The organism is Enterovibrio makurazakiensis (assembly GCF_050336585.1).
Taxonomy (GTDB): domain Bacteria; phylum Pseudomonadota; class Gammaproteobacteria; order Enterobacterales; family Vibrionaceae; genus Enterovibrio; species Enterovibrio gelatinilyticus.
Genome location: NZ_JAKJSE010000040.1, coordinates 1 through 23,492, shown reverse-complemented (window position 1 = coordinate 23,492; position 23,492 = coordinate 1). Strand labels below are relative to the sequence as shown.

The following is a 23,492-nucleotide window of genomic DNA, read 5'->3' as shown; positions in this document are numbered from 1 at the left end:
GGCCGCCTTTCTGATACTTCACTAAAAATCAATGATTCCCCCTCCCTCAGCCCTTGAAAGCGGACCCAATCACCTCCATTTTCATTCACAGTGAACCTCTGCACCGTCACGCGGTCTCAAACAGGTCAATTTCCTTTGTTTTTGAATATCCAAGGACAAGAATATCTATGTTATCTGATACATTTCAACGCCTTAATGCTTACCTGCAAAGTCAGGTTATCGGCCAGCCTGAACTGGTTAAACAGCTTCTTATCGCTTTATTGGCTGACGGTCATATCTTGGTGCAAGGGCCGCCGGGGCTAGCAAAAACTCGCGCCGTCAAAATGCTCGCGGACTGTATTGAGGGTGATTTCCACCGCATTCAATTTACGCCAGATTTGTTACCTGCCGATTTGACGGGCACAGACATTTTCCGCCCTGAAACTGGTGAATTCACCTTCCAGCCAGGGCCGATTTTCAATTCTTTATTATTGGCTGATGAAATCAACCGTGCCCCCGCCAAAGTGCAAGCAGCCATGCTTGAAGCCATGGCGGAGAAGCAAATCACAGCAGGTCGCAAGACCTATGCTTTGCCAGAGCTGTTTTTAGTAATGGCAACGCAAAACCCCATTGAGCAAGAAGGCACGTACCCCCTGCCAGAGGCTCAGCTTGACCGTTTTTTGCTGCAACTGAACGTGGAATATCCCAACGCCGATAGCGAACTTGAGATCCTTCGTCTTAATCGCGGCGAAGCCCAAGGCGTGGAAAAACAAGAACCCGTGCTGCTGAAACAGGACAGTATTTTCGAGGCGCGTCAGGCAGTCCTTGGCATTCACATGGCTGAGGATGTTGAGAAATACATTATTCGTTTGATCATGGCGACTCGTGAACCTCATCGCTACAGCGATGATTTAACCGCGTGGCTGCAAATGGGTGTCAGCCCTCGAGCAACCTTGGCGCTTGATCGCTGTGCCCGTGCACACGCTTGGTTAGCAGGTCGAGATTTCGTCACCCCCGACGATGTTCAAGCCATGGCCTACCCAGTGCTTCGTCACCGCTTGCTATTAAGCTATGAAGCACAAGCCGAAGGCATTGCCGCCGACAGCGTGGTGAAACACTTGATTGAGCAGGTCGCCAGCGTATGAGCCTGACAGACACCACCGCGGTTTTGCCTCCACACTGTGACGGCGTCAACGTGGGTCTGGCTGAGCTACTGCATTACCAGAAACAAGCAGTGCGCTGGCTTCCGCCTGCGTTAAGCATTTGGTCGCAGTTAAGCGGTCAGCACGGCAGTCGCCAGAAAGGGCGAGGCATGAATTTTTCCGAGGTGCGCCCTTATCAATCTGGCGATGACATTCGCGCCATTGATTGGCGGGTAACAGCACGAACCGGAAAAACCCACACCAAGCTGTTTACCGAAGAGCGTGAACAGCCCGTGATGCTGATGGTTGATCTCAGTGCCAGCATGAAGTTTGGCTCGCAACTTATGCTCAAATCGGTGCAAGCCACCCATTTTGCCAGCTTGCTCAGTTGGTTGGTGGTCAGCCAGCAAGATCGCATTGGCGCGGTAATTTACAACGGAATCAAAGTGCGCGAATGCAAGCCTACGGCAAGACGACAAGGCACATTGCAGATCATCCATGCGCTAATGGAATCCCATAAAGAAATGCTGGCGGCGGAAAGTCACGCTGCATCCAACGAAGGTTGGCAAGCGGCGCTTCGCCATTTGCATCATTTGTGCCCCAAAGGCAGCGAGATCGCCATTATTAGTGATTTTTACGCCCTTTCACAGCACGATAAACGCAGGTTGAGTCAGCTTCGCCAGCACAATCGTATTCAGTTTGTGCAGATATCCGATCCTCTCGAACAAGGGCAAACCGCGTTTCGTGGTCATGAATGGGTCTCTGACGATCGCAACACGGCATGGCTGGATTTTTCTGCCCGTAAAACCCGAGAAGGGTTAGCGCAGCAATACCAGCGCCACCAGCAATTCATTGCTGACATGGCACGTTCCTTGGCGATACCTCTGCATACGATCAGCGCCTCACAGCCGTTATTGCAGCAGATTGGCAGCACGCGACGCGCCAGTGTGCGCGCCACGAACACAACACTAGGTTAAACACGATGAAGGCATTGTCATAACCATGACGAACTCACCCTCAAATGCATTACCACTGGCTGACATACAGCTCCAGAATGCCCCTGGGCTCTGGCCGCTCGCGTGGGGCTGGTGGTTACTGATTGTCGCGTTATTAGCAGCGGTATTGCTGGCTGCCATTTTACTGCGCAAAAGAGCGCAACGCGTTCAAGCTAGAAATGAAGCGCTCGTTGAACTCACGCAATCAGACTCTCTCTCCAAGATTAACGCGTTGCTAAAACGCGCTGCTTTGAGCTATTTCGATCGCGATCATGTCGCGAAGCTGACAGGCACTCCATGGTTGGCATTTCTCGACAGTCAATTGCCCGCCACAAAACACAGCTTTATGGCTCATGACGAACTGTGGCAAAAAGGCATCTTTGCCAAAGAGGGGCTAACAGATAGCGAACTGGCTCAGTGCAGAACCTTGGCGGCACATTGGCTCAAGCATGCGCTACCGCCTAAAGCTTCGTTGAACGTAATCAACAGCAAGGAGGCAAACCATGTTTGAGTTTGTCTGGTGGTGGGCGTTCATTCTGCTGCCCTTGCCCTTGCTCGTTTATAAACTGGCCAAGCCTGTTCCTACACCTGCTGCCATTCATTTGCCGCGCTTGCCAACAGGTTTGGGTGGTCAACACCAGCGCAGCCGTTTTAGGCCCATCATCATGACCTTATTTTGGGTCAGCTTGGTGGTCGCAGCTGCACGACCGATTTGGTATGGCGACCCAATACAAATCCAACCCGAGCATAGAGACATGATGCTGGCAGTCGATTTATCCGGCTCAATGGCGATGGAAGACATGGTGATGTCCAACGGCAGCACCACAGATCGCTTGTCTGCGGTCAAAGATGTGCTTGCGGATTTCATCACTAAACGCGAAGGCGACCGTGTCGGCTTGGTGCTGTTTGCCGATCATGGCTATTTGCAAACGCCGCTAACGCTTGATCGCAATACCGTGGCACAACAACTCGAACGCGCCGTGTTAGGACTGATTGGCGAAAGCACTGCCATTGGTGAAGGGCTAGGTGTTGCAACCAAAACCTTCATTGATAGCCAAGCCCCGCAGCGAGTGATTATTTTGCTCAGTGACGGCGCAAACACCGCGGGTGTGATTGACCCATTGGAGGCAGCGCAACTGGCGAAAGACAACGATGTGACCATTTATACCATCGGGGTCGGTGCAGACAGCATGATTCAGCGCAGCTTTTTTGGTTCTCGTCGCGTGAATCCTTCGCAGGACTTGGATGAAAAAACGCTCACCGAGATCGCCAAAATGACCGGCGGTGAATACTTCCGCGCCCGCGACCGAAAAGAGCTAGAAACGATTTACCAACTCATCGACCAGTTAGAGCCTATCTCGACCGTCCAACAAACATGGCGACCACGAGACGAGCTGTTCCGCTTCCCGCTTGGGCTTGCACTGGCGTTGTCTGTCGTCATCGTTGTACTAAGGAGACGTCATGGCTGATTTTACGTTTATGCATCCCACATGGCTGCTGGCACTGCTGCCGCTCGCCTTACTCCTTCCTTGGGTTCAAGGGAAAGCCAAAAAATCGGGATTGATCGCGCCGCATCTCTCGGCGCTGCTGTCAGGCAACCAAACCACTAACAATAAACCCAAGCGCTGGCCCACTGTGGTATTGGCTTCTGCATGGGTGCTCTCTGTCATTGCATTGGCTGGCCCTAGCTGGCAAAAGACCGAGCTACCCGCGGTAAACCTTGCCGGCGCTCGTGTGTTAGTCATGAATATGTCACGTTCCATGTATGCCACCGATATTGCTCCTAATCGTCTCTCGCAAGCACGATTCAAAGCGCTCGACATGTTACCGGGATGGAAAGAAGGCAGCACAGGTTTGGTGACCTATGCGGGTGACGGGTATATCGTGAGCCCACTCACCGAAGATGCTGCCACGCTAAAAAACCTGATCCCGAATCTGTCTCCGGCAATCATGCCAATCCCCGGTAGCAATGCTGCTGCAGGTATTACCCAAGCGATGGATTTATTGAAACAAGCCGGATATGCGCAAGGTGACATTGTATTGATCACCGATGGATTGAGCCAAAGCGAATCCAACGCCACGCTTAAAGTACTAGATGGCAGTGACTATCGCGTATCCGTATTAGCAGTTGGCACCCAACAAGGCGCACCAATCAAGCTACCCAACGGAAAAATGCTGGAACAAAATGGCACGCCAGTTATCGCCAAGCTCGATCTCAATACCTTGCAAGCTATCACCAAAAAAACCGGTGGAATCTTGCAGATTTGGCAAGCTTCAAATCGCGATGTCGATAACTTAGTCGCCTTCACTGCCAAACCGCTCGACGGAAAAGCGGACGGCAAAAACAAAACCATCGAAGAGCGCATTAACGATGGGTTTTGGCTGATCATTCCTATCATGTTGCTATCGCTATTTGGCTTTAGAAAAGGTGTGGTATTGGTGGCTCTGTTTGTTGTAATGCCAATTAAACCCGTCTCTGCGGCGGCATTTAAAACCGATGACCAGCAGGCTTACGAACAGTTCGAATCTGGGGATTATCAAGGAGCTGCAAGCACATTTACTTCTCCTTCTTGGAAAGGGATCGCTCAATACAAAGCGGGCGATTTCAATGGCGCGATTGAGACTTTATCCACGCTGACCGATCCGGTTTCTCAATACAACCTCGGCAATGCCCTTGCACAATCGGGCGACTTAGAAGCCGCACAGGAAACCTACGAATCGCTACTGAAGCAAGATCCCAACAATGCAGATGCAAAACACAACTTGGACGTTGTGAAGAAGGCGCTAGAGCAGCAACAGCAACAGCAACAAGATCAGAATCAAAACGGCGACCAGCAGCAAGACGGTGAAGGCGACCAATCTCAAGATCAGCAAAACGGTCAGCAAAATGATCAACCACAAAATGGTGACCAATCAGGTCAGCCCCAAGATTCACAAGGGCAAGACCAGCAGTCTGATCAACAAAGCTCGTCATCGGATCAAAGCCAGTCGCAGAACGCTGATGCCAACCAGCAAGATGGCGAATCGCAACAAGGCAACGACGCACAGCTAGGCGAAGCCAATTCTGACCCGCAAGAACAAGCTCAAGGCCAAGACGGTGAACAAGACCAAGAAGGGCAACAAGGTGAGCAAGAGCAGCAGGAAGGGCGGGAAGGAACAACTGAGCAGAGCGAGGAAGAAGGCGATCAGCCCGCTGCGATAGCATCTGAATCTGGCGAATCAGGAAGCGGCAGCGATGCGCTAACCGCCAACCACCCTGTGCTGAAAAAGCTCGAGCAAGTGAACGATGATACTGCCGCGCTCATTCGCGCCCAGCTGATGCTTCAAGCGCGTGAAAAAGACATGCCCAAGCCTGCGGAGAATTCATGGTGATCACGGTCATGCCAATAAGCAAACCAGTCAATCGCTACCAAGCCATGAGCAAGCTGGTGTTAAACAAATTAGTGAACAAGCCAATTGGTGAAGAAATAAATGGGTGAGCAAAACATGAAACCTCAGAGATTTTCGCTGATGTCCCCGATTCTGCTGGTACGGTCTCTGCAAGTACTGTGGCGACCAGCAAAAGCCGCCATGCTTATCGCTGTATTGGCGTTAAGTACATTGCCAAGCGTGGCATTTGCGGGAGTTGCTGAAGCGACAGTATCGAAAAATGTCATCGCATTAGGTGATGCACTGCAACTGACCGTCTCTGTCGATGAGAGTGTGAGTAACGACGCCCTTGATCTGTCTCCATTAGACAAAGATTTTATCTATGGCAGACCGAGCGTCAGCAGCAATACGTCTTATATCAATGGTAATTTCTCGCGCACCACCGTTTGGCGTGTGGCAATTGCAGGTAAACGCGTGGGCAATGTCACCATTCCGTCACTCACTATTGATGACATGACCACAGAGCCGATCACAGTTCAGGTTGTTGATGCCGGAGACAAAGGCGCTCAGGGTGATACACAAGCAGTAGAGGTCATTGCTACTCTTGATCGCCACGACGGGTATATCGGAGAAACCTTCAACTATCGCGTGCGCTTAATGATTGGCACTCGGCTAGACTCCCCTGCGTTGCAAGCACCGTTCGGCGAAGGGATGGATGTTGCGCAAGTTGGGGATGACGTGCAAGCAGAGGCGGTCGTTAACGGACGCCGTTACGTGGTGATCAGTCGCCAGTATCAAATCACCCCAACACAAGCTGGCGAGCTTACCCTCGAAGGTGCCGTATTCAGCGGCACGGAAGTGAAAGGAAACAGTTGGGGATCGTCTGTTGGCCTGCCCATCAGTCGCCAAGCGAATAGCCTAACACTCAACATCTCGCCAAAGCCTGCGGATTATAAAGGCTTGTGGCTACCAACCCCCGATCTTGATCTCACTCAGCGTTGGGAGCCAAACACACTCAGTGAGAGTACCAACGCCCAAGTCGGCGAACCTATTAATCGCGTGATTTCATTGAAGATCAAAAACATCGCCCAAAGCGCGATGCCAAATCTCAATTTGGATTACCCCACCAGCGTGAGCGTGTATTCAGATAAACCGGAATACAGCGAAGACGGTGATTACACCGTGATGACGGTAAAACAAGTGATTATCCCGCGCCAAGCAGGAGACGTGACCCTACCGCCGTTGTCTATCAATTGGTTTAACACCTCACGCAAGCAACCAGAAACCAGCAAGATTGAGGGCCTGACGTTGTCAATCGAAGCGGGAGAGAATACGCCGATCACGCAACCTATCATGCCAGATGTTGCGTTAACGCCATCAGCACCAGCACCAAGCAATAGCGAAAACGTGGTCATCACTGCTGGATACTGGCCGTGGGCGACAGGCTTTTTTGCCGTTTTATGGTTAGGCACGCTCGGCATGTACTTGCGCCGCCCTGAGGTTATCGTGCCACAAAACAATGCTACCGCTCGCCAATCAATAAAAGGCACAGGCAATGCTCTGCTGGCATTGAAAACGGCGGTGAATGCTAACGATGCCGTGGCAGTCTCTACCCACTATCGCAACTGGAAAAACGGCCATTTACCCTTCGAGTTACGCGAGGGTATTGACGCTGAAATTAGCGCCATGATGGCAAGTCGATACCGCCCACAAGCAGAAAGCTGGGATAACAGCGAATTGCTCTCATTACTCTCGCAAGCCGAGACAGTGAGCAAAGACAGTGCTAAAAAAGCGACGAAGAAGGGAGACTCACTCAGCGAGTTAACCCCCTAGAATTGCTTGACTAACCCTCTAAAAACCGGACAGAAACGTCCGGTTTTTTTGTTAAATAACGGCTCGGTTTACCGTCAAATTTCTCGTAGCAAAAACGAAACCCTCGCGAGTTATCAATACCGACCACAAAACATTGATTCTCAATTCAATTGGCGCGACCATAATCTCATTCTGTATGGTGTTGGCAGTAGCGCCTATGACTCCAAAGACACACACATCACGACGAGTACCCATCATAGTAGGTACCTTTGTATTAGGGATCAGCAGTATGGTTTACCTTCATTTGGGTGAACCGTCACAGCTGTTTTCTGCACCAAGTAACTTCGTCATGCCGAAATCAGAATCCTTCGTTACACCTCGTTTCGATGCCCTTCAAACCCAATTAAAAGCCGACAAGCAAAACGGGAAGCTGTGGTTTGAACTGGGCCATGAATACATGGCAAGGGGAGAGTTTGATAACGCCTCAACGGTGTTTCACTACGCGGAGCGTTTATCAAGCGATCCAGCTGCAGATATTTTTTCTGCACAAGCCACCGCTCGCTATTACGCCAACAAACAACGATTCGATGACCAAGTACAAACTTGGTTAAATGAAGCGCTAAAACGCGACCCTAATAATGCTTCCGCACACATGCTTATCGCATCGGATCATTTCCTGTCAGCAAGATACCCATTGGCGATCGAACATTGGGAGACCATTCTTGATGCCAATCACCCCGACATTGACCGCGTGGCTATTATCACATCCATACATCAAGCCAAGCGTATGATGTAAAAAAGGCCAGCTTTCGCTGACCTTGGCTTTCACTCACTTTATCGGCTTAATCGATAGACCTAGCCCTATTAATATGACGCCTCACGGACTTTTGCATCTTCATCCCACTGAGGAACGACAGTTTTCAAGAACTCTGCTTTCTCCGTGTTCATGGTTTCCATGTCCATACCCAATACTGCCTGCGCTTTCTCTTTCGTAGAAATATCCGGTATCTGAACAGGCTCTGTGATGCCCTTCGTCGCGAGTAGGCGAGCCAACTTGGTTCGCGCATCTGCTGCACGGTCTACAGCTGTACCCAAGGCTTTTAATGCAATCTCAGGGGCATGCATATGAACGCCATGTGACGCTATCGCATAATCCCAACGCCATTGCGCATGACGAATATCTTGAAGGATCGATTCCATTTCAACATCGCTAGCACCCGCATCCCACGCTGCTGCTGCTTCAAAGTGCGCAGCCACAATATGCTTTTCAGCCGTAAGCTTCATGTTCAGCACTTGTGCTTTACGCGTCGACACAATTTCCAACATGGTGTCTTTACTTTGTGTATGACACTGAGCACACGTATTTTCGAACTGATCAAATGGGTTGCCAATTTTGTGGCTGGTGTACACCTTACCTTCAGGGGTTTGTACTTTCGGCATGTGGCAGTCAATACAACCGACATCGTTTTTGCCATGTATACCATCACGCCACGTTTCAAACTCTGGGTGCTGCGCTTTCAGCATCGGCGCTTTAGACAATTTATGCGTCCAATCTTTAAAGCCAATCGCGTCAAAGTAATCTTCCATTTGATCGACATTGGTACCTTGCGCCCAAGGGAAGGTGACCGCTTTGGTCGGCCCTGAGAAATAGTACTCAACATGACACTGTCCACACACTTGAGCCTGTTGAGTAAAACGGGATTGTTGCTCAAACGGTTGATGAATACTGTTCATGGCCCTGTCTGCATACGGGCGTGACAGCTTCAGTGCTGGTTCGCCTCGCTCAAACGCTTCGCTTTTTGTATCGTGACAATCACCGCAACCTATCGTATTGCTGATTTCGTCGCCAAGACGTGACCATTTCCCGTCAAAATAACCGTCTTCGCCGCGTTCCTCGATTAACCTAGCAACATCAGGACTTTTACAGCTCCAACATGCCATTGGCATCGGACCTGATTGCGCATCTTTCGGCGCGCCGGTGCGTAACGTGTTTCGAACATCATCTAACGCATAAAAGTGGCCACGTGCTTTATTGTAATCTTTTGCAAAGCCATAACCCGCCCACATGATGACCATGTTGGGATCTTCAGCGAGCGCATCCTCTAAATGCTTACTCTCGCTAGTGGCTTTCCACGAGTCATATTGTTCAGGGAAGGTAGATTGATAGACGTCATTACGCACTTCAATGCGTTTTGTGTCTGGGGGGGATGTCTCTGCCAATACGGTTGAGGAATAACCAAGAATCGAGATCCCCATTACCGCACTCATGATGCAGGCAGACATGATACGAGTTGCCGACTGAATGCTCACAGCATTGCCTCCAATATTTTTTAATTTATCGTCCTACCAGCGTTGTGAGTTCAGGTATGCAGACAATGCAATTGGAGTTCTAAATAGTGTAGCGAATTCCCACACATAATCTGTGACATTTATTTCATCCTTGGGTGACATTCACAATTTCATAACCTCATTTTTCAGCCTATTAATGGGAATGATTTTTGTTTATAGCCCAAAATTGATGTGCATCATTAAAGGTGTATTTAATTTGTTTGTTTTGTTAAATCGAGAGGTGTGAACCTTCATTCTATCGTGGGTCTGATATCTAATATCCTTACACGGCGTTGTGGCTGTATGCAAAAATGTAATGAGAGTTAACAAGGAATGCACAGGCTATTTTAGCCTGCGGCAGATCACGTAACTCTGATCAAGCAGCTTCGGTCTATGAGTTTTGCTCTCATGACGGAAACGCTGTTAAAGGTGAACAATGAGCAATCTCAAAGCCAGCCCCTTCTGGAGCGCAACCATCATTGCTGCGCTTTGTCTTTGGGGCATATCGCTGACTGTTGCCACTGCTAACGAAGGAGTATCTGCTCAAACCAGTGGAGATTCTGTTTCACAACAGCATGAAGTGACATTTCAAAGAAACCCCGATTACGCTTGCACACAGTGCCATAAAGACGAGGAAAACCAACTCGCTGGAACACACGGCGAAGCCATCAACCCCCACACAAATCGAGACATGACCTGCATCGACTGCCACACAGGTATCACTGAAGATCACCGTGACGGCGCAAAAGATGTTGTCAAATTTGACCACTCTCAATCCATGGCAGGCACAGACATTCCTGCTGCGTCACTCGCGTGGATCCTGCAACAAAACACGCAATGCGAAGCGTGCCACGAACCGCTTGATTTACGTGAAGCCAACTGGACACATGATGTCCATGCAAGAGATCTCACCTGTACGTCTTGCCACGATGTACACCCTAAACAGGACCCAATGAAAGGCATTACGCGCAAAGACAACATTCAACTCTGCGTTGATTGCCATTCCGACCAAACCAAAGCACGGGAGGAGAAAGAATGAGTTGTTCTAGACGTCAATTTCTTACCGGAGCAGGGGCTGTTATCTTTACGACTGGCGTTGCGGGCACTCAGATGATCAGTCGTCCTGTTCTCGCCGCAAGTACCGAAATCAACAGCATTCGATATGGAATGGTGCATGACGAAGGCCTGTGTATTGGTTGCACCGCGTGTACCGATGCGTGCCGAACGGTCAATAATGTTCCCGAAGGGGTGTCACGACTTGAGATTGTTCGCACTGAGCCTGTGGGTGAATACCCAGATACGAAATACGGCTTCACCCGTGTCTCTTGTCAGCATTGCGAAAATGCCCCTTGTGTTTACGTTTGCCCGACAGGTGCAGCGATAAAAGACCCTGATACAGGAATCGTAGATGTGGTCGCCGACAAATGTGTCGGCTGTGGATACTGCTTGGCGGCTTGCCCCTATCAAGTTCGATTCTTCCACCCCGAAACCCATGCGGCTGATAAATGTGATTTTTGTCGTCACACCAACCTGGCAGAAGGAAAACTGCCTGCTTGTGTGGAGTCTTGCCCAACGAAAGCCCTCACCTTTGGCGATCTCAATGATCCTGAAAGTCAGGTTTCTCAATTGCTAAAACAGAAGACGGTTTACCGCGATAAAGCCCACCTTGGAACTGCACCTCAGCTCTATAAAGTGCCGCACAATGCAGGGGAGATAAAGTCATGAGCACCTTCGCTAATGCTTTTCAGTTTGACTCACTGGTCTGGGATTGGATCATTGCGGTATACCTTTTCCTTGCAGGCATGTCTGCAGGCGCGGCTATGATAGCTGTTTACCTTAAACGAAATGTGATTGAAGGTGACGCGGCAAAAAATGGCATTATTCGCGCCACCGCCATTCTTGCCCCTATGGGCATCATTGTTGGCTTACTTATCTTGGTTTTCCACCTCACTAAACCACTTGAGTTCTGGAAGATCATGATTTATTTCAACCCAACGTCTGTGATGTCCATGGGCGTGGTGTTGTTCCAAGTCTATATGATGGTGTTGTTTGCGTGGCTAGCCGGTGTTTTCCTGAACGACATTCAACGTATTGTCGGTCATTGGGTAGACAAGATCCCTGGTGCCAATGCACTGCTAACGGCCTGCCGTCGATTTGAAAACGGTCTGGAAATCACACTGGCAATCCTTGCCATTGTGCTTGCGGCCTACACAGGTTTTCTGCTTTCGGCTCTCAAAACCTATCCGTTGCTCAATAATCCTGTGTTGCCAATCCTATTTCTGTTCTCAAGCCTTTCATCTGGCGCAGCGGCGTGTTTGCTTGTCGGTGTCATTGGATTCAAAGAGCCAATGAACAGCGCGTCTGTGCGATGGGTCCATCGTTTTGAGCGTCCCGTCGTGTTATTCGAACTGTTCGTTATCTTTGCGTTCTTCTCTGGGCTGTATTTTGGCGGAGGGCAGAAAGAAGTGGCTGTGTTAGCAGCGATAGGAGGAGGATTTTGGTCCAGTTGGTTCTGGTACGGGGTTATCGGGCTCGGAATGGTTTTGCCATTAGTCCTAAACGCGGTAAGTCCGAGCGGCGTTAAACACCGCACCAGTTATCTTGCCGTCGTCACGACATTGAGCCTGATTGGGGTATTGATGTTACGCACATTTATTCTGTACGCAGGACAAATGACCACGGTCTAACACAACATCGGCTTTGCCTGAGGATGCTTAGTCACAATGTCCTCAGGTAAAGCGAGTTACCTAACGAACCCATTCACCTTAGTTTCCTGAGTTGGTTCTCTGGGTTTATTTATCAAAAAGTTATCTTGCCTATGCTCTCTGAAATTGGTCATTGTCTTCTTATTGTTGGTATCACTTCCGCATTTTCTTCCTCTGTGCTCGGTGGGTTGAGCCTCTGCTTTCCGAATACCACGTTCAAGGAAACGGCGAGCATGACGCCTTGGCTCGCAACCCTTGCGTTTTTTTGCCTCTTTACAGCAACAGCAATCCTCGCCTTCAGTTTTATCAATGACGACTTCTCACTGCAATATGTTGCCCAACATTCGAATAGCGCACTACCTACCCCCTTCAAGTTGGCCGCGGTTTGGGGTGGGCATGAAGGGTCATTTCTCTTTATGGTACTCGCTCTTTCTGGCTGGTCGGCACTGGTGGCTAACAACAAGACGTTGCCCGAAGATTATGCCAATGCAGCGCGGTTTGTTCTCAGTACCATCGTGACACTGTTAGGTATTTACTGCCTTTGGTTATCCAACCCATTTTTACGAGAACTACCCGCGGCATTGGAAGGCAGAGATCTCAACCCCATGCTGCAAGACATAGGGTTGATTCTGCATCCCCCACTGCTTTATTTGGGCTACATTGGTTTTGCTGTGCCATTTGCCTTTGCGATTGCTGCACTTCTCACTCAAACACCCGCCAGAGCATGGGCTGATTCATGCCTGCGCTGGGCACTGGTTACATGGGCATTTCTAACGGTAGGTATTGCGATAGGCTCTTGGTGGGCCTATCACGAACTAGGATGGGGAGGCTGGTGGTTTTGGGACCCGGTCGAAAACGCTTCACTTCTGCCTTGGTTAACCGCCACCGCGTTAATACATTGCTTGGTATCGACAGCCCGAAACAACACGCTGGTCAGTTGGACGCTTCTGCTCGCCATAGTGACATTCGCACTGACCATATTAGGCACGTTTATCGTCCGCTCAGGCGTACTGACGTCAGTGCATGCGTTTGCCTCGGCCCCGATGCGAGGCACAGGGTTGCTGATTATTTTAACCGTGTTACTTTTCCCCGCGTTGCTGCTTTTTGCGCTGAGGGCCGCGAATATTTCCCACCAAGATGCCGAGAAATCACGTTGGCACCCTCAACGATTCTGGCTCATGGTAGCTGCCAGTTTGCTGTGCGCCATGATGTTAATTGTGATGCTTGGCACCTTGTATCCCATGATTTATGCCGCAATGGGACTCGGCACACTGTCTGTGGGAGCACCTTACTTTAACTCGTTGTTCGTCCCTTTGGCTGTAGTCTCTGCCTTCGCTGCCACCTTCAGCACTGCTCGTGGGTTGTCAAAACATAAAATGCGGATAGGCATAACGGTCTCCTTGCTTGTTGGATGTGTGATCACCTATCTAGGGACCCAATACTACCAAGCCCCCTTCTCGTTGATGGTATCGGCTGCGCTGACCGCCTCATTTTCCTTAATCATCGCTACCGTTTACCACTGGTTTAACAGTTCGCGGACTATGGCGCCTATTGCAATGACACTCGGGCATTTGAGCCTTGCCATCACGATAATGGGGGCGGCGCTTCTTGATGGTTTTGGCAGTGAAATAAGCGCAAAAATGCAGGGGAACCAACACGTCTATTTAGGGCCATACACCGTGACTCATCAGGGAAGTTCATGGCATATTGGTCCCAATTACACCGCAGAGCGCATCACTTTGTCTGTGTCAAAAAATGGCACTGAGATTGGTCATGTTACCCCTGAAAAACGTCACTACACCGTCAGGACAATGAACATGTCTGAAGCGGGCGTACTCAGAGATAATTTTAGCGATGTGTATGTCACGCTTGGCAGCAAGTTTGATTCAGATACTTTCGCAGTAAGAGTCCAGATAAAGCCGTACGTTCACTTGCTTTGGATTGGCGCATTTATGATGCTAATCGCAGGTTTATGGGGGGCTGTCTATCACTACAAACGCGCGCGCCTTGCACGCGTTGGACAAAGCGAACCCTCACCACTCTCTGAGAGGATTCACTAAGACGATGAAACAGATATATCTCTTCTCACTATTCAGCTTATTGCTTTCTTGCACCTCATTTTCATCAGCAGCGAGCACATCCGACACCACACCGTTGCAGCAAGACAATGCCGAAACCTTTCAGTTTTCTTCGGCTGAAAATCAACGTCTGGCGCTAAAATTGGGAAAAACGCTTCGCTGTCCTGAATGTCAAAACCAGAACCTCATTGAGTCCAATTCGACCGTAGCACAGAATTTGCTACTGACCGTATATCAACAGGTTGAAGCTGGCGCGACAGAAAAAGAAGTGGTCAGCAATATGGTTTCCCAGTATGGACACATGGTGCATTACCAGCCTCCCTTCACAGCAGGAACAGCCGCGCTTTGGCTCGCCCCATTATTGATATTGTTTGGCTTCGGTTTCTTTATATTCCGCCATTCTCGCCAAGAATGAACATGAAATGGCCTAAACATAAGCAAGATAAACAATTTAAGATCATGATTATCCTTAATAATACAAACGGACAGATCGAACTCGACACGTAAAATATGCACCACCCGTTAAATTTTCACCTGAAACTGAAAAGCAGCCTTGCCAGAATAGTAGATCACTGGTTTAGCGTACCAAGAGCTTGTGCTTTTCTTAGAGCCTACCGCCATTTGTTACTATCCCTTTATCTTGCTCCCCATTAAATGCTCACACTTTTACCGCCCCATTATGATCAATAAATTATCCTATAATTAAATGTAAGCCTTTTCGTAAAAAGGCATAACCCATTATTAATTCGGTACTTTTTCAGGTGTGGTTTTCAAGATGTGGAAAAAGATACTCTTATCTATTGCGCTTGTAGGATGGCTGGTTGGGTGTGATAACAGCCAATTAACGGGCGCAACTCCTGGTACTTCTATCACTGCTGAGGATTTGGCACTGTCTGTCAGTGTTAGCTCGACCAAAACACTCAATTTCTCATGGGCGAATGCCAGTGCTGACGATTATGTGTTGTGCAAAGACAATGCGGGAACCTGTGAGCAAGTTGCCGTAATTAACCCCTCAAACGCTTTAACTACCACCCGCGTTCTAGATACATTCGACGATGAATCAGCGATTAACCCACTCGAAAGTCCTCTTAGCTATACCCTGTATTTAGATACACTGATACCAGCATCCGATGAAGATGGGTATTACGTGCAAGCACGCATTAATTCAGAGACGGTCGATGGAGAAATACTTCAGGTTGTCTACAAATCATTCGATACCATCATTGGGCACTACGAACCACAAAATCCCGCCATCGGACAAAACCATGGTCATGTTATGGCTGTTAGTGGAGACGGGCTAACCATGATCATATCGACCCTGATCAGTTCTGATCCTGACGTTAACAGTGGCGAAGTGATCGTATACCGACGTGGCGATGACGGCTGGGCACAACAAACGTTGCTAACATCGTCAGTTCCCGCTTCCGATCCAACGACGGGCTTTGGTTTTGACCTCGATATCAACGATGATGGCACTGTGATTGTTATCGGTGCGTGGAAACAGACAATATCTGCTACCACAAATGCTGGGGCCGCTTACATATTTACTTTGTCTGGTACAACATGGAGCAATACAAGCGTCATTGAAAACCCCGCCCCCACCACCAGCGACTTCTTTGCTAGCTCTGTTTCGATCTCTGGCGACGGGACAGTGCTTGCCATTGGTGCATACAACGAAGACTCCGACGGAACCACGATTACAAATACCCTTCCAGCAAACGACCTAGCTCCCAACAGTGGCAGTGTGTATTTATATAAACATAACAGCGGAACCTGGGATTTTGAATGGCGGTTTAAAGCCTCGAACGCCGATAACTCAGATTTATTTGGAAGAAAAGTGCGCCTAAACAAATTGGGGGACGTGCTATTGGCAACAGCAACAGGGGAAGACTCTTACACTGGTGCACCAACGGATGATTCTGTGTTCAACGTCGGCGCAGCCTATGTGTATCGTGAACAACCCAACAATACTTGGTTAGAAGAAGGTTATCTCAAATCCACCTTTCCCATTGAATTTAGTGGGTTTGGCAATGCCGCTGCCATTTCACATACAGGCGACATTATCGCTATTGGAGTATCGAATGAATCTGATGTGGCATCTACCGACAATACAGGGTTGGATTTAATGGGTGCAGTGCATCTTTGGCATTATGATGGTTCAAACTGGCTGCATCATGCTCGTTTGGTCGCTTCAAATGCAGAGGACGGCGATGCATTCGGTACCTCAGTAGCAATAGGCAACAATGGCAATTGGCTCGCGGTAGGCGCACAATATGAAGATGCTTCTAGCTCGGGAATAGACCCTAGCGACAACGGAAATACCGCCAATAATGCAGGTGCCGCCTATATTTTCGAATTAAATGGCAGTTGGCTACAAACCCACTACCTAAAATCACCTAACACCGAAGATGTCTCTTACTTTGGAAAAGCTATCGCCTTTAGCGCCTTACAAAAAGAACTATTGATAAGTGCGCCGAGTGCGCCAATCAACGATGTTAAATCTGGCGTTGTCTATTTGTTTTAGCAACCATACGAGAGCGGTATGCTTACCTGCTTTGGGTGACAGGTAAGTACTCTGCCTGCGAAACGGTCTCTTTTTCACAATCAATGCTATCGCATAACAATGCTTCGCAATAACATTGTACCATTTAAGCTCGGCGCAACGCTTCAGGCTACTTTGCCAATCCCATGAGTAGGCCGTTTTCTTCCCACAAAGCGACACTCACACCATCAATATCAATCACCACGTTATTCAAATTTGCATCAACCCCTTGCGGCAGTTTTGCTTGATAAAAAGTATAAATCCGCTTGGTGTCCAAATCCTCCACCTGAAACTGAGCAGCGATTTTCCCGTCGATACTGCAATAACGCGCCCCTAACAGGGTCCATTTATCTACGGGAAGTTGCTTAGGCGTGATCAATGCAAAATCTAAACGGTTGAGGTAAGAATCAATATCCACAAATGAATTGCTTAGTATTTCCATCTGCATCTGGCTATTGTGGTTGTAAGCAATCTCGGCCGAAATGGCATTATAATCATACCCTTTATACCAGAACGTCCAAACGCTCACCGCCAGCATCAACATTGCTGCCATCGCCATCCCAGTTCCCCACACATATGATCTGGGCAATGTTTCTTTATCTGATGACTTTTCTTCCAACTCCTTCAAAGCACTTATTTGTGCCGCTGTTAAGGATTTTTCGTTGTAATGTTTGGCGAGTTGCGACTTTAACGCGTCACGATTTTTTGAATAAGTCATGGCTACGATACCTGCTTTAACATGTGACCAAATTCATCCGCCAAGCGGGCTTTCATTCGACTCAAACGTGAAAGCAATGTTCCTCTTGGAATATCCGTTAAGGTGGCAATCTCTTGGATGCTAAACCCTTCTACTGCCCATAAATAAAGCAGCTCCCGCTCCTTTGCGGACATACTGTTCAGCAAGATATCAACGTGTTGCTCGTCAATCGTCATTTTTTCTAGCGCATTAAACGCATAGCTGTCATTTTCATCACCTTCAATGAACTCAGACGACGTGATCAGCTCTAGCTGATTGCGACGGCAGTGATCAACAAATTCATTTCGGATCACACGCATCATGTACGCTTTGGTATGTGTGGCTTCATCTTCATTCTTTAGTATTTTTTCACAGCAACTTTGCACTAAATCATATGCTTGAGGTTCGTGGTGACACAAAGAAAATGCATAACGATAAAGCTGATTGAGCAAAGCTTCCGTGAAAACAACCCTTCGACGCTTTCTAAAAAAATTCAGCATGGCGAGTGTCCTTCACATGACAAAATTGATAAAGCAGGTGCCTGATACGTCCACCCGCTTTCAAGCATGAAAAGGAAATATCCCTCTCTCGTAATTCAATGACGTCGGGTGAGGAGTAGTAAACCGCCACACCGCGAGTGAGTATCACTGTTTGCTTTGACAACCAATCTCAGGCTGAGATGTTTGAAAGCCTAAGGTTTCTTTTGTTCTTCGTACACAATCAAACAAGGTAAAGCGCACGCCGCCTCCCAATCTCAACAGAACCAGACCCGCAGCAGCCAATGCAAATTCCCGCTTTACGCCATTTAGATTCGCGATCACACCTTTGTCGACGCTGAATTTCTGCAACATATACCATGCCATAACTAACACCACCGCACCTGCTGCTGCCTTTAGCGATGTGCCTTGACCAAAAATCAGCACCAAACCTATTGCCGCTAAAACTAACTGGTACGTTGCGAAAGATGGAATCTTTGCATACGCACCGAAAAAGCCACCAATAATAAACGTCACCCCAAGCGAGAAACGCAGCAGCAACCCCAACACATCCCAATTTGGCGCCTCTCCAACGTCGCCCTGACCTCGACGCGCATCGAGGCTTCTTGCCCCCGCGCCTAGATTAAACAACACGAACATCATGCCGGATAAGGTGATATCTCGAATTTGCACAAACATCGCAGGTGAGGTGTAAGTTTTCACGCCCACAGACGCGCCAGGCACAGTGTCTACTGGCAATGAGAACACAAACGTCCAAAGCAAAAACCCGTAAAGCAACGCCAATGGACGCACCATGAACCCCGCAATGAGGGCGACGCCTGAAAACAGCTCAAACGAGGATAGTGATGTTAAGAAGAGCCACGGTGTGAGCACGCCATTACTGAACAAATAATCTTGAAACAGCTCATTAATATACCCTGTCGTTCCCATGTAGTTAGCCACCATAGCGGCTTGCTTTGAGCTTGAAAGAAGCAGGCTCAGTTTTGAAAGACCTCCAATAACAAAGACCAACCCGAGTCCGATACGTAATGCGAAGGCAGCGTTTGCGAAAAGCGTACTGTTTTTGTTCATAGGAAATCCTGAGTTATTGAATTGGGCACATGTGAAAACATGCTGTTTCCCTTCACTAACGAGCCAGTCACGATTTTGATTGCATCTCCATTCATTTTTTTTCGCGGTCAATTTGGAAACCACATTGGAGCAACCTTGTGAGAAGCATCAAACCAAGTGGCTACCAAAACCCAATTTGACAAAAGCACATAAGACACGCTAGATTGTTTCGCATCGAAACAATTAGTCATGCATTAACGATGATTCTAAGGAGTAGAGTATGTTGAACAATCACGTTGGTAGACCCTTTGAGATCAACGCAACAAAATCGTTTAACACTGAAAAAAACATTAAAATTGCGGACTTCAGAGGTCAGGTAGTTGTTGTCTATGTATTTCAAATGCTGTGCCCAGGTTGTGTCTCTCATGGGCTACCACTTGCCAAGAACTTGCAGCAGTCTTTTCGTAGCGATGATGTTCAGGTCATTGGTCTGCACTCGGTCTTTGAACACCATGAGGTGATGACACCTAGCGCATTAGAAGCATTTATCCATGAATACCGCCTGACGTTTCCCGTTGCGGTAGACACACCAAGTCAGCACAGCAACGTGCCTGAAACCATGAAAGCGTATCAATTTGGCGGCACGCCTACGCTTTTGGTCATTGACCGACAGGGTAGATTGCGACTTAACCACTTTGGCTCAATCAATGAGCTACAACTGGGAGCCATTATTGGCTCGCTGTTAGATGAGAAATCGGTCCAAACACAGACCGAGGATGCCGATGAATCGTCAGGACGATGTGATGATGAAGGTTGTCGTATTTGAATTCGCGCTGACGCCAAGGACCTGCCAATTTAGACAGGGTGTTCTGGGGCAAAATAGGCCGCATTTTTGTTAAATGCTTTTCTCTTTCGAGAACACTACGAGACAACGGTCACGATGACGAGACGCAGTAATCAAGAGCATTCCGTCTGACGCGTTTTATGCTTTAGTTAGGTTCTCAGCAATGATTTGACGAAAGGAGATCAATGATGAGGACTTTCGCCGACAAACCCCAATCCACCAAGCTGGCTAAACCGTTAAAGTCTCACGGCCCACTCCACTTTCAACGAGGCGTTAACGAAAGGCAACATTCATACTCTTTTCCGCTACGTGCAGTCGGGGGACAAGCGTTAGAATGGTTGTCTCAAAACAACATTCTCGGCCGACAAACACAGGGGGCGCAAGGGGGAGATGGCGTCCCACCAACCCAACAGGCATCTCGAATGTCTGTGATGTCGAGGATTGGCCCTCCAGCGTTTTTACTCCGCCCTCCCGCTTGGCTTCCACCAGACACGCCGGCTTGGGCAGATCGGGGAAAGGTCGGGCTTTCGCCCATGTTCTTTCAGGCGGAGCGTTCGACCCAAGCCGACATACTCCGCCATGAATATCTGCATGCCATCCACCAACGCCACGCCCCAATGGACAATTCCGCTGCTGCAAGGCGCCATGCTGAAGAATTGGCATCCACAGCCCATCACACTCCCATGTCAGCCTTCTACGCCCCAGTTCCTACTCTTTTGGCATACCCAGCGCAACAACACAAACCTTGGGACGACGTTTACATTGGTCACCAAGTAATAGTTGGAGAGCTAAGGAGTGGCGATTTGGTGTTGAGGATCATGATGAACTATAGCGAGTTCAAAGTAGAAGACGTCCTGACGTATAACGAAAACCTCGGTTTGGAGCTAACGGAGGTAACTAAGTCGAAAGTTTACCATTGCGGGAAGCATCCAAACCCCAATCTTGTGGGGACAGTAAAAAAACTAAGGGAAGTGATGGTTACCGTCGAAAAGCTGAATAGCAACATCCCCGACACATCCACTTTTAAGATCAAGTACATTTTTATCGCCCCAGATGTGTCTGATAGGTTTCGGACAATGGATAAAAAAGGTGTCCTGTTCCTGTCATCCAACGCATTGTCAACCGACATAGTGGACGTGGCAGCCCACGAAGCATCACATGGCATCTTCGAGCACCACGCCACTGCTAGGCATGATGACCCAGCGCAAAGGGTACCAGACAACCTGATACTGCAAGTTGCAGATATCTATATCAAACTGAGAAATACAAAACCTGCCGATCTGCCCCAGAAAAAGTTTGACCCAAAATCACCGCCGCCTTATGAATCTTCGGAGAGTGGCATCGACCGACGCGCTTCTGGAATCATCCCAGTTCATGACACTGTCTGGTCAGGTGCTGGCGGACACCCTTGGAAAGGCATCGATGAATTTTTCGCATCAGCATATGCCGCTTTCACCCAAGACCCGAAATTACTCGACAAAATTGTTTCTCACTACAATAAACATGACCCAAACATACGAGCTCTTTACCGTCAGTTGTTCACCTTGTTTAAAATGATCGGTAATCCCAAAGCCATAGCCAGTCTTTCTGCCCCCAGCGACACAACAGGTGCAGAGAAGGTCACCAACGCAACATCCGCCCCACCAGATTATACTGACCCAGCCTCGCGCCTGATCAGTGACCAATATCTATTTGACCCCACAGCCCTACCTGGCCCTGACAAGATTGTATGTTGAACCGTTGGTGGAAAACAAAAACGGGTTATCCACGACACTGTGGCTTACATTCTGTAATCGATTCTTAGACTAGAAATGGTCAGACTCGCCAATGAGGGCTTCGCAACGCGGTGTGTGGGACTTTATTCCTTTTATACAAAAACACGTTCAGATCAGTCTAGTATCAGCATTTTGGTCGAAATCCCTATCGTCACGACGATCATGGCGAACTTTATAAGCTGCTTGCCTTTAGATAGCACCAATTTCGCGCCGACTTTCCCCCCAATGACCTGCCCAATGAACATCAGTAAGCCCACATCCCAAATAATGCTCCCTTCATAAATAAAATATAACAAGGCAGCTAAGTTACTACAGAAGTTCAGGATTTTAGTTTGTGCGGTCGCTTTAACTAAGTTAAACCCCAGCAGAAACACCAGGGATATCGCAAAAAATGAGCCAGTACCGGGGCCAAAGAATCCGTCATAGAATCCAATGGCGGTAGCAACAACAAGCGTATAGGCATAAGGCGATATTTTCTTTTCTTGGTCGACGTCTCCTAGATTGGGTGAGAACAGAAAATACAATGAAAAGCCAATCAGCAAAAACGGAACAATAAGCGATAGGAAATCACTATCAACCATGGTTAACACCATTCCGCCGAAAAACGCCCCAAGGAATGTTGTCAGCATCATCCACTTTATTTCACTGAGCTGAATGTCTCCGGTTTTGATGAAGTGCAAAGACGCTGATAACGTGCCACCGACACCGCCCACTTTGTTGGTTGCTATGGCAGAAACAGGGGGGATTCCGCACATCAACATGGCAGGTATCGTGATAAGCCCGCCCCCACCCGCCAACGCATCAATACACCCAGCGACAATAGCCGTCACAAACAAGAAAAACAGGATTTCGTTAGCCAATTCCATAGCTCAACCCCTCGGAGATAATCGCATCGCAATGGACAAGGCATTGCCTACATCTTCTTTACTTAATTCACTTACAAACCTCAGTAGACAACAACAGCCAGTGAATAGGTGACAACGCGAGATAAGTTAAAGCAGTTGAGTCACACAATGTTTACTTAACGCGTCATAAGCTGTCTGCATATCAACAAGGAAAGCGTCAGAGCTCTGAAATTCGTCAATCGGATCACCAACAACCACATCGCAATTGAACGGTACAAACATCGCCGTCCCCTTTGGAAGAGACATCCCTAGACCTCTCATGACAACGGGAAGAATGGGACATTTATCATGCTCTTTCACTAAATGGTAAATTCCCTTCTTCAATCCACTCATCACTTCTGGCTCACCTCGACTGCCTTCAGGAAATACCAACAGAATATCGTTATTACTCAGCGCTCGATGGCACTCATCAAACAACTTTTCTTTATCAGCACCTGAATTCATCCGTTTAATGGGAATAATGCCAATCACATTGAGTGACAACCAAGAAACAAATCGATTTGATAAAAAGTAATCAGCCGCGGCAACGGGGCGAACTCTGTGAACTTGACTAATTGGAAACAAAGCGAGCAAAACCAGCGTATCAAGATGGCTGTTATGATTCGCCGCAAGCACTGCTGGACCATTTTGGGGTAGTTTGTCTCTGTTAATAACGTTTAAGCCAAGTGCTACAAACACCAAAGGCTTCACCACCAACATAACAAACAACACTTTTGGTATTTTTGACAACATAAT

At 48.4% G+C, this 23,492-nt stretch carries 21 protein-coding genes; 15 read left to right on the top strand and 6 right to left on the bottom strand.

Annotated features, from left to right (window positions below; all coding sequences use genetic code 11):
* The first annotated feature begins 167 nt into the window (after positions 1–167).
* The 7 genes from L4D06_RS23890 to L4D06_RS23860 all read left to right on the top strand — a co-directional run bounded on the left by L4D06_RS23890 (position 168) and on the right by L4D06_RS23860 (position 8,093).
* Positions 168–1,124, top strand: a complete 957-nt coding sequence (locus tag L4D06_RS23890; protein WP_274165875.1) for an AAA family ATPase — start codon at positions 168–170, stop codon at positions 1,122–1,124.
* A complete protein-coding gene (locus L4D06_RS23885; RefSeq protein WP_274165876.1) occupies positions 1,121–2,098 on the top strand; it encodes a DUF58 domain-containing protein in 978 nt (325 codons plus the stop codon). The genes L4D06_RS23890 and L4D06_RS23885 overlap by 4 nt, the downstream gene beginning before the upstream one ends.
* A gap of 25 nt (positions 2,099–2,123) precedes the next feature.
* Positions 2,124–2,627 carry a DUF4381 domain-containing protein gene (locus L4D06_RS23880; protein WP_429741906.1) on the top strand — a complete coding sequence of 168 codons (504 nt, stop codon included), beginning with the start codon at positions 2,124–2,126 and terminating at the stop codon, positions 2,625–2,627.
* Positions 2,620–3,585: a vWA domain-containing protein gene (locus tag L4D06_RS23875; RefSeq protein WP_274165878.1), complete on the top strand. Its 966-nt coding sequence runs from the start codon at positions 2,620–2,622 to the stop codon at positions 3,583–3,585. Before L4D06_RS23880 ends, L4D06_RS23875 begins: the two co-directional genes overlap by 8 nt.
* On the top strand, positions 3,578–5,488 hold the full coding sequence (locus L4D06_RS23870; protein ID WP_429741904.1) for a vWA domain-containing protein: 1,911 nt from the start codon (positions 3,578–3,580) through the stop codon (positions 5,486–5,488). The genes L4D06_RS23875 and L4D06_RS23870 overlap by 8 nt, the downstream gene beginning before the upstream one ends.
* A 114-nt stretch (positions 5,489–5,602) precedes the next feature.
* A complete protein-coding gene (locus L4D06_RS23865; protein WP_429741902.1) occupies positions 5,603–7,318 on the top strand; it encodes a BatD family protein in 1,716 nt (571 codons plus the stop codon).
* 196 nt (positions 7,319–7,514) lie between these two features.
* Complete coding sequence (locus L4D06_RS23860) at positions 7,515–8,093, top strand: TPR domain-containing protein (protein ID WP_429741900.1); 579 nt, start codon at positions 7,515–7,517, stop codon at positions 8,091–8,093.
* 68 nt (positions 8,094–8,161) lie between these two features.
* Here L4D06_RS23860 and nrfA read toward each other — a convergent pair whose 3' ends face one another.
* The gene (nrfA, locus tag L4D06_RS23855; protein WP_429741948.1) at positions 8,162–9,580 is read right to left on the bottom strand and encodes an ammonia-forming nitrite reductase cytochrome c552 subunit; all 1,419 of its coding nucleotides are present in this window, start codon (positions 9,578–9,580) and stop codon (positions 8,162–8,164) included.
* A gap of 481 nt (positions 9,581–10,061) precedes the next feature.
* Between nrfA and nrfB the strand changes: the two genes are divergently transcribed.
* The 6 genes from nrfB (at position 10,062) to L4D06_RS23825 (ending at position 16,932) form a co-directional block, all read left to right on the top strand.
* On the top strand, positions 10,062–10,664 hold the full coding sequence (nrfB, locus tag L4D06_RS23850; protein ID WP_429741898.1) for a cytochrome c nitrite reductase pentaheme subunit: 603 nt from the start codon (positions 10,062–10,064) through the stop codon (positions 10,662–10,664).
* Positions 10,661–11,350 (top strand): cytochrome c nitrite reductase Fe-S protein, encoded by a 690-nt coding sequence (nrfC, locus tag L4D06_RS23845; protein ID WP_274165883.1) that lies wholly within the window; start codon positions 10,661–10,663, stop codon positions 11,348–11,350. Before nrfB ends, nrfC begins: the two co-directional genes overlap by 4 nt.
* On the top strand, positions 11,347–12,312 hold the full coding sequence (gene nrfD / locus L4D06_RS23840) for a cytochrome c nitrite reductase subunit NrfD (RefSeq protein ID WP_429741895.1): 966 nt from the start codon (positions 11,347–11,349) through the stop codon (positions 12,310–12,312). The genes nrfC and nrfD overlap by 4 nt, the downstream gene beginning before the upstream one ends.
* 131 nt (positions 12,313–12,443) lie before the next feature.
* Positions 12,444–14,390: a heme lyase CcmF/NrfE family subunit gene (locus L4D06_RS23835; RefSeq protein WP_429741893.1), complete on the top strand. Its 1,947-nt coding sequence runs from the start codon at positions 12,444–12,446 to the stop codon at positions 14,388–14,390.
* A gap of 4 nt (positions 14,391–14,394) precedes the next feature.
* Positions 14,395–14,823, top strand: a complete 429-nt coding sequence (locus tag L4D06_RS23830) for a cytochrome c-type biogenesis protein CcmH (protein ID WP_429741891.1) — start codon at positions 14,395–14,397, stop codon at positions 14,821–14,823.
* A gap of 360 nt (positions 14,824–15,183) precedes the next feature.
* On the top strand, positions 15,184–16,932 hold the full coding sequence (locus L4D06_RS23825) for an FG-GAP repeat protein (protein WP_429741889.1): 1,749 nt from the start codon (positions 15,184–15,186) through the stop codon (positions 16,930–16,932).
* A gap of 148 nt (positions 16,933–17,080) precedes the next feature.
* Here the strand turns inward: L4D06_RS23825 and L4D06_RS23820 are convergent, their stop codons facing one another.
* The 3 genes from L4D06_RS23820 to L4D06_RS23810 all read right to left on the bottom strand — a co-directional run bounded on the left by L4D06_RS23820 (position 17,081) and on the right by L4D06_RS23810 (position 19,254).
* The gene (locus tag L4D06_RS23820) at positions 17,081–17,668 is read right to left on the bottom strand and encodes a hypothetical protein (RefSeq protein WP_274165888.1); all 588 of its coding nucleotides are present in this window, start codon (positions 17,666–17,668) and stop codon (positions 17,081–17,083) included.
* A gap of 2 nt (positions 17,669–17,670) precedes the next feature.
* Complete coding sequence (locus L4D06_RS23815) at positions 17,671–18,186, bottom strand: RNA polymerase sigma factor (protein ID WP_429741887.1); 516 nt, start codon at positions 18,184–18,186, stop codon at positions 17,671–17,673.
* A gap of 144 nt (positions 18,187–18,330) precedes the next feature.
* Positions 18,331–19,254 (bottom strand): DoxX family membrane protein, encoded by a 924-nt coding sequence (locus tag L4D06_RS23810; protein ID WP_429741885.1) that lies wholly within the window; start codon positions 19,252–19,254, stop codon positions 18,331–18,333.
* Between the two features lie 259 nt (positions 19,255–19,513).
* Here L4D06_RS23810 and L4D06_RS23805 point away from each other — a divergent pair, with 259 nt between their 5' ends.
* Both L4D06_RS23805 and L4D06_RS23800 read left to right on the top strand, forming a co-directional pair.
* Positions 19,514–20,059 (top strand): peroxiredoxin family protein, encoded by a 546-nt coding sequence (locus L4D06_RS23805; protein WP_429741883.1) that lies wholly within the window; start codon positions 19,514–19,516, stop codon positions 20,057–20,059.
* A gap of 203 nt (positions 20,060–20,262) precedes the next feature.
* A complete protein-coding gene (locus L4D06_RS23800) occupies positions 20,263–21,813 on the top strand; it encodes a hypothetical protein (protein WP_429741881.1) in 1,551 nt (516 codons plus the stop codon).
* Positions 21,814–21,965: 152 nt separating this feature from the next.
* Here the strand turns inward: L4D06_RS23800 and L4D06_RS23795 are convergent, their stop codons facing one another.
* Both L4D06_RS23795 and L4D06_RS23790 read right to left on the bottom strand, forming a co-directional pair.
* Positions 21,966–22,718 carry a TSUP family transporter gene (locus L4D06_RS23795; protein ID WP_429741879.1) on the bottom strand — a complete coding sequence of 251 codons (753 nt, stop codon included), beginning with the start codon at positions 22,716–22,718 and terminating at the stop codon, positions 21,966–21,968.
* Positions 22,719–22,844: 126 nt separating this feature from the next.
* Complete coding sequence (locus tag L4D06_RS23790) at positions 22,845–23,489, bottom strand: lysophospholipid acyltransferase family protein (RefSeq protein ID WP_429741946.1); 645 nt, start codon at positions 23,487–23,489, stop codon at positions 22,845–22,847.
* Between the last annotated feature and the right edge of the window lie 3 nt (positions 23,490–23,492).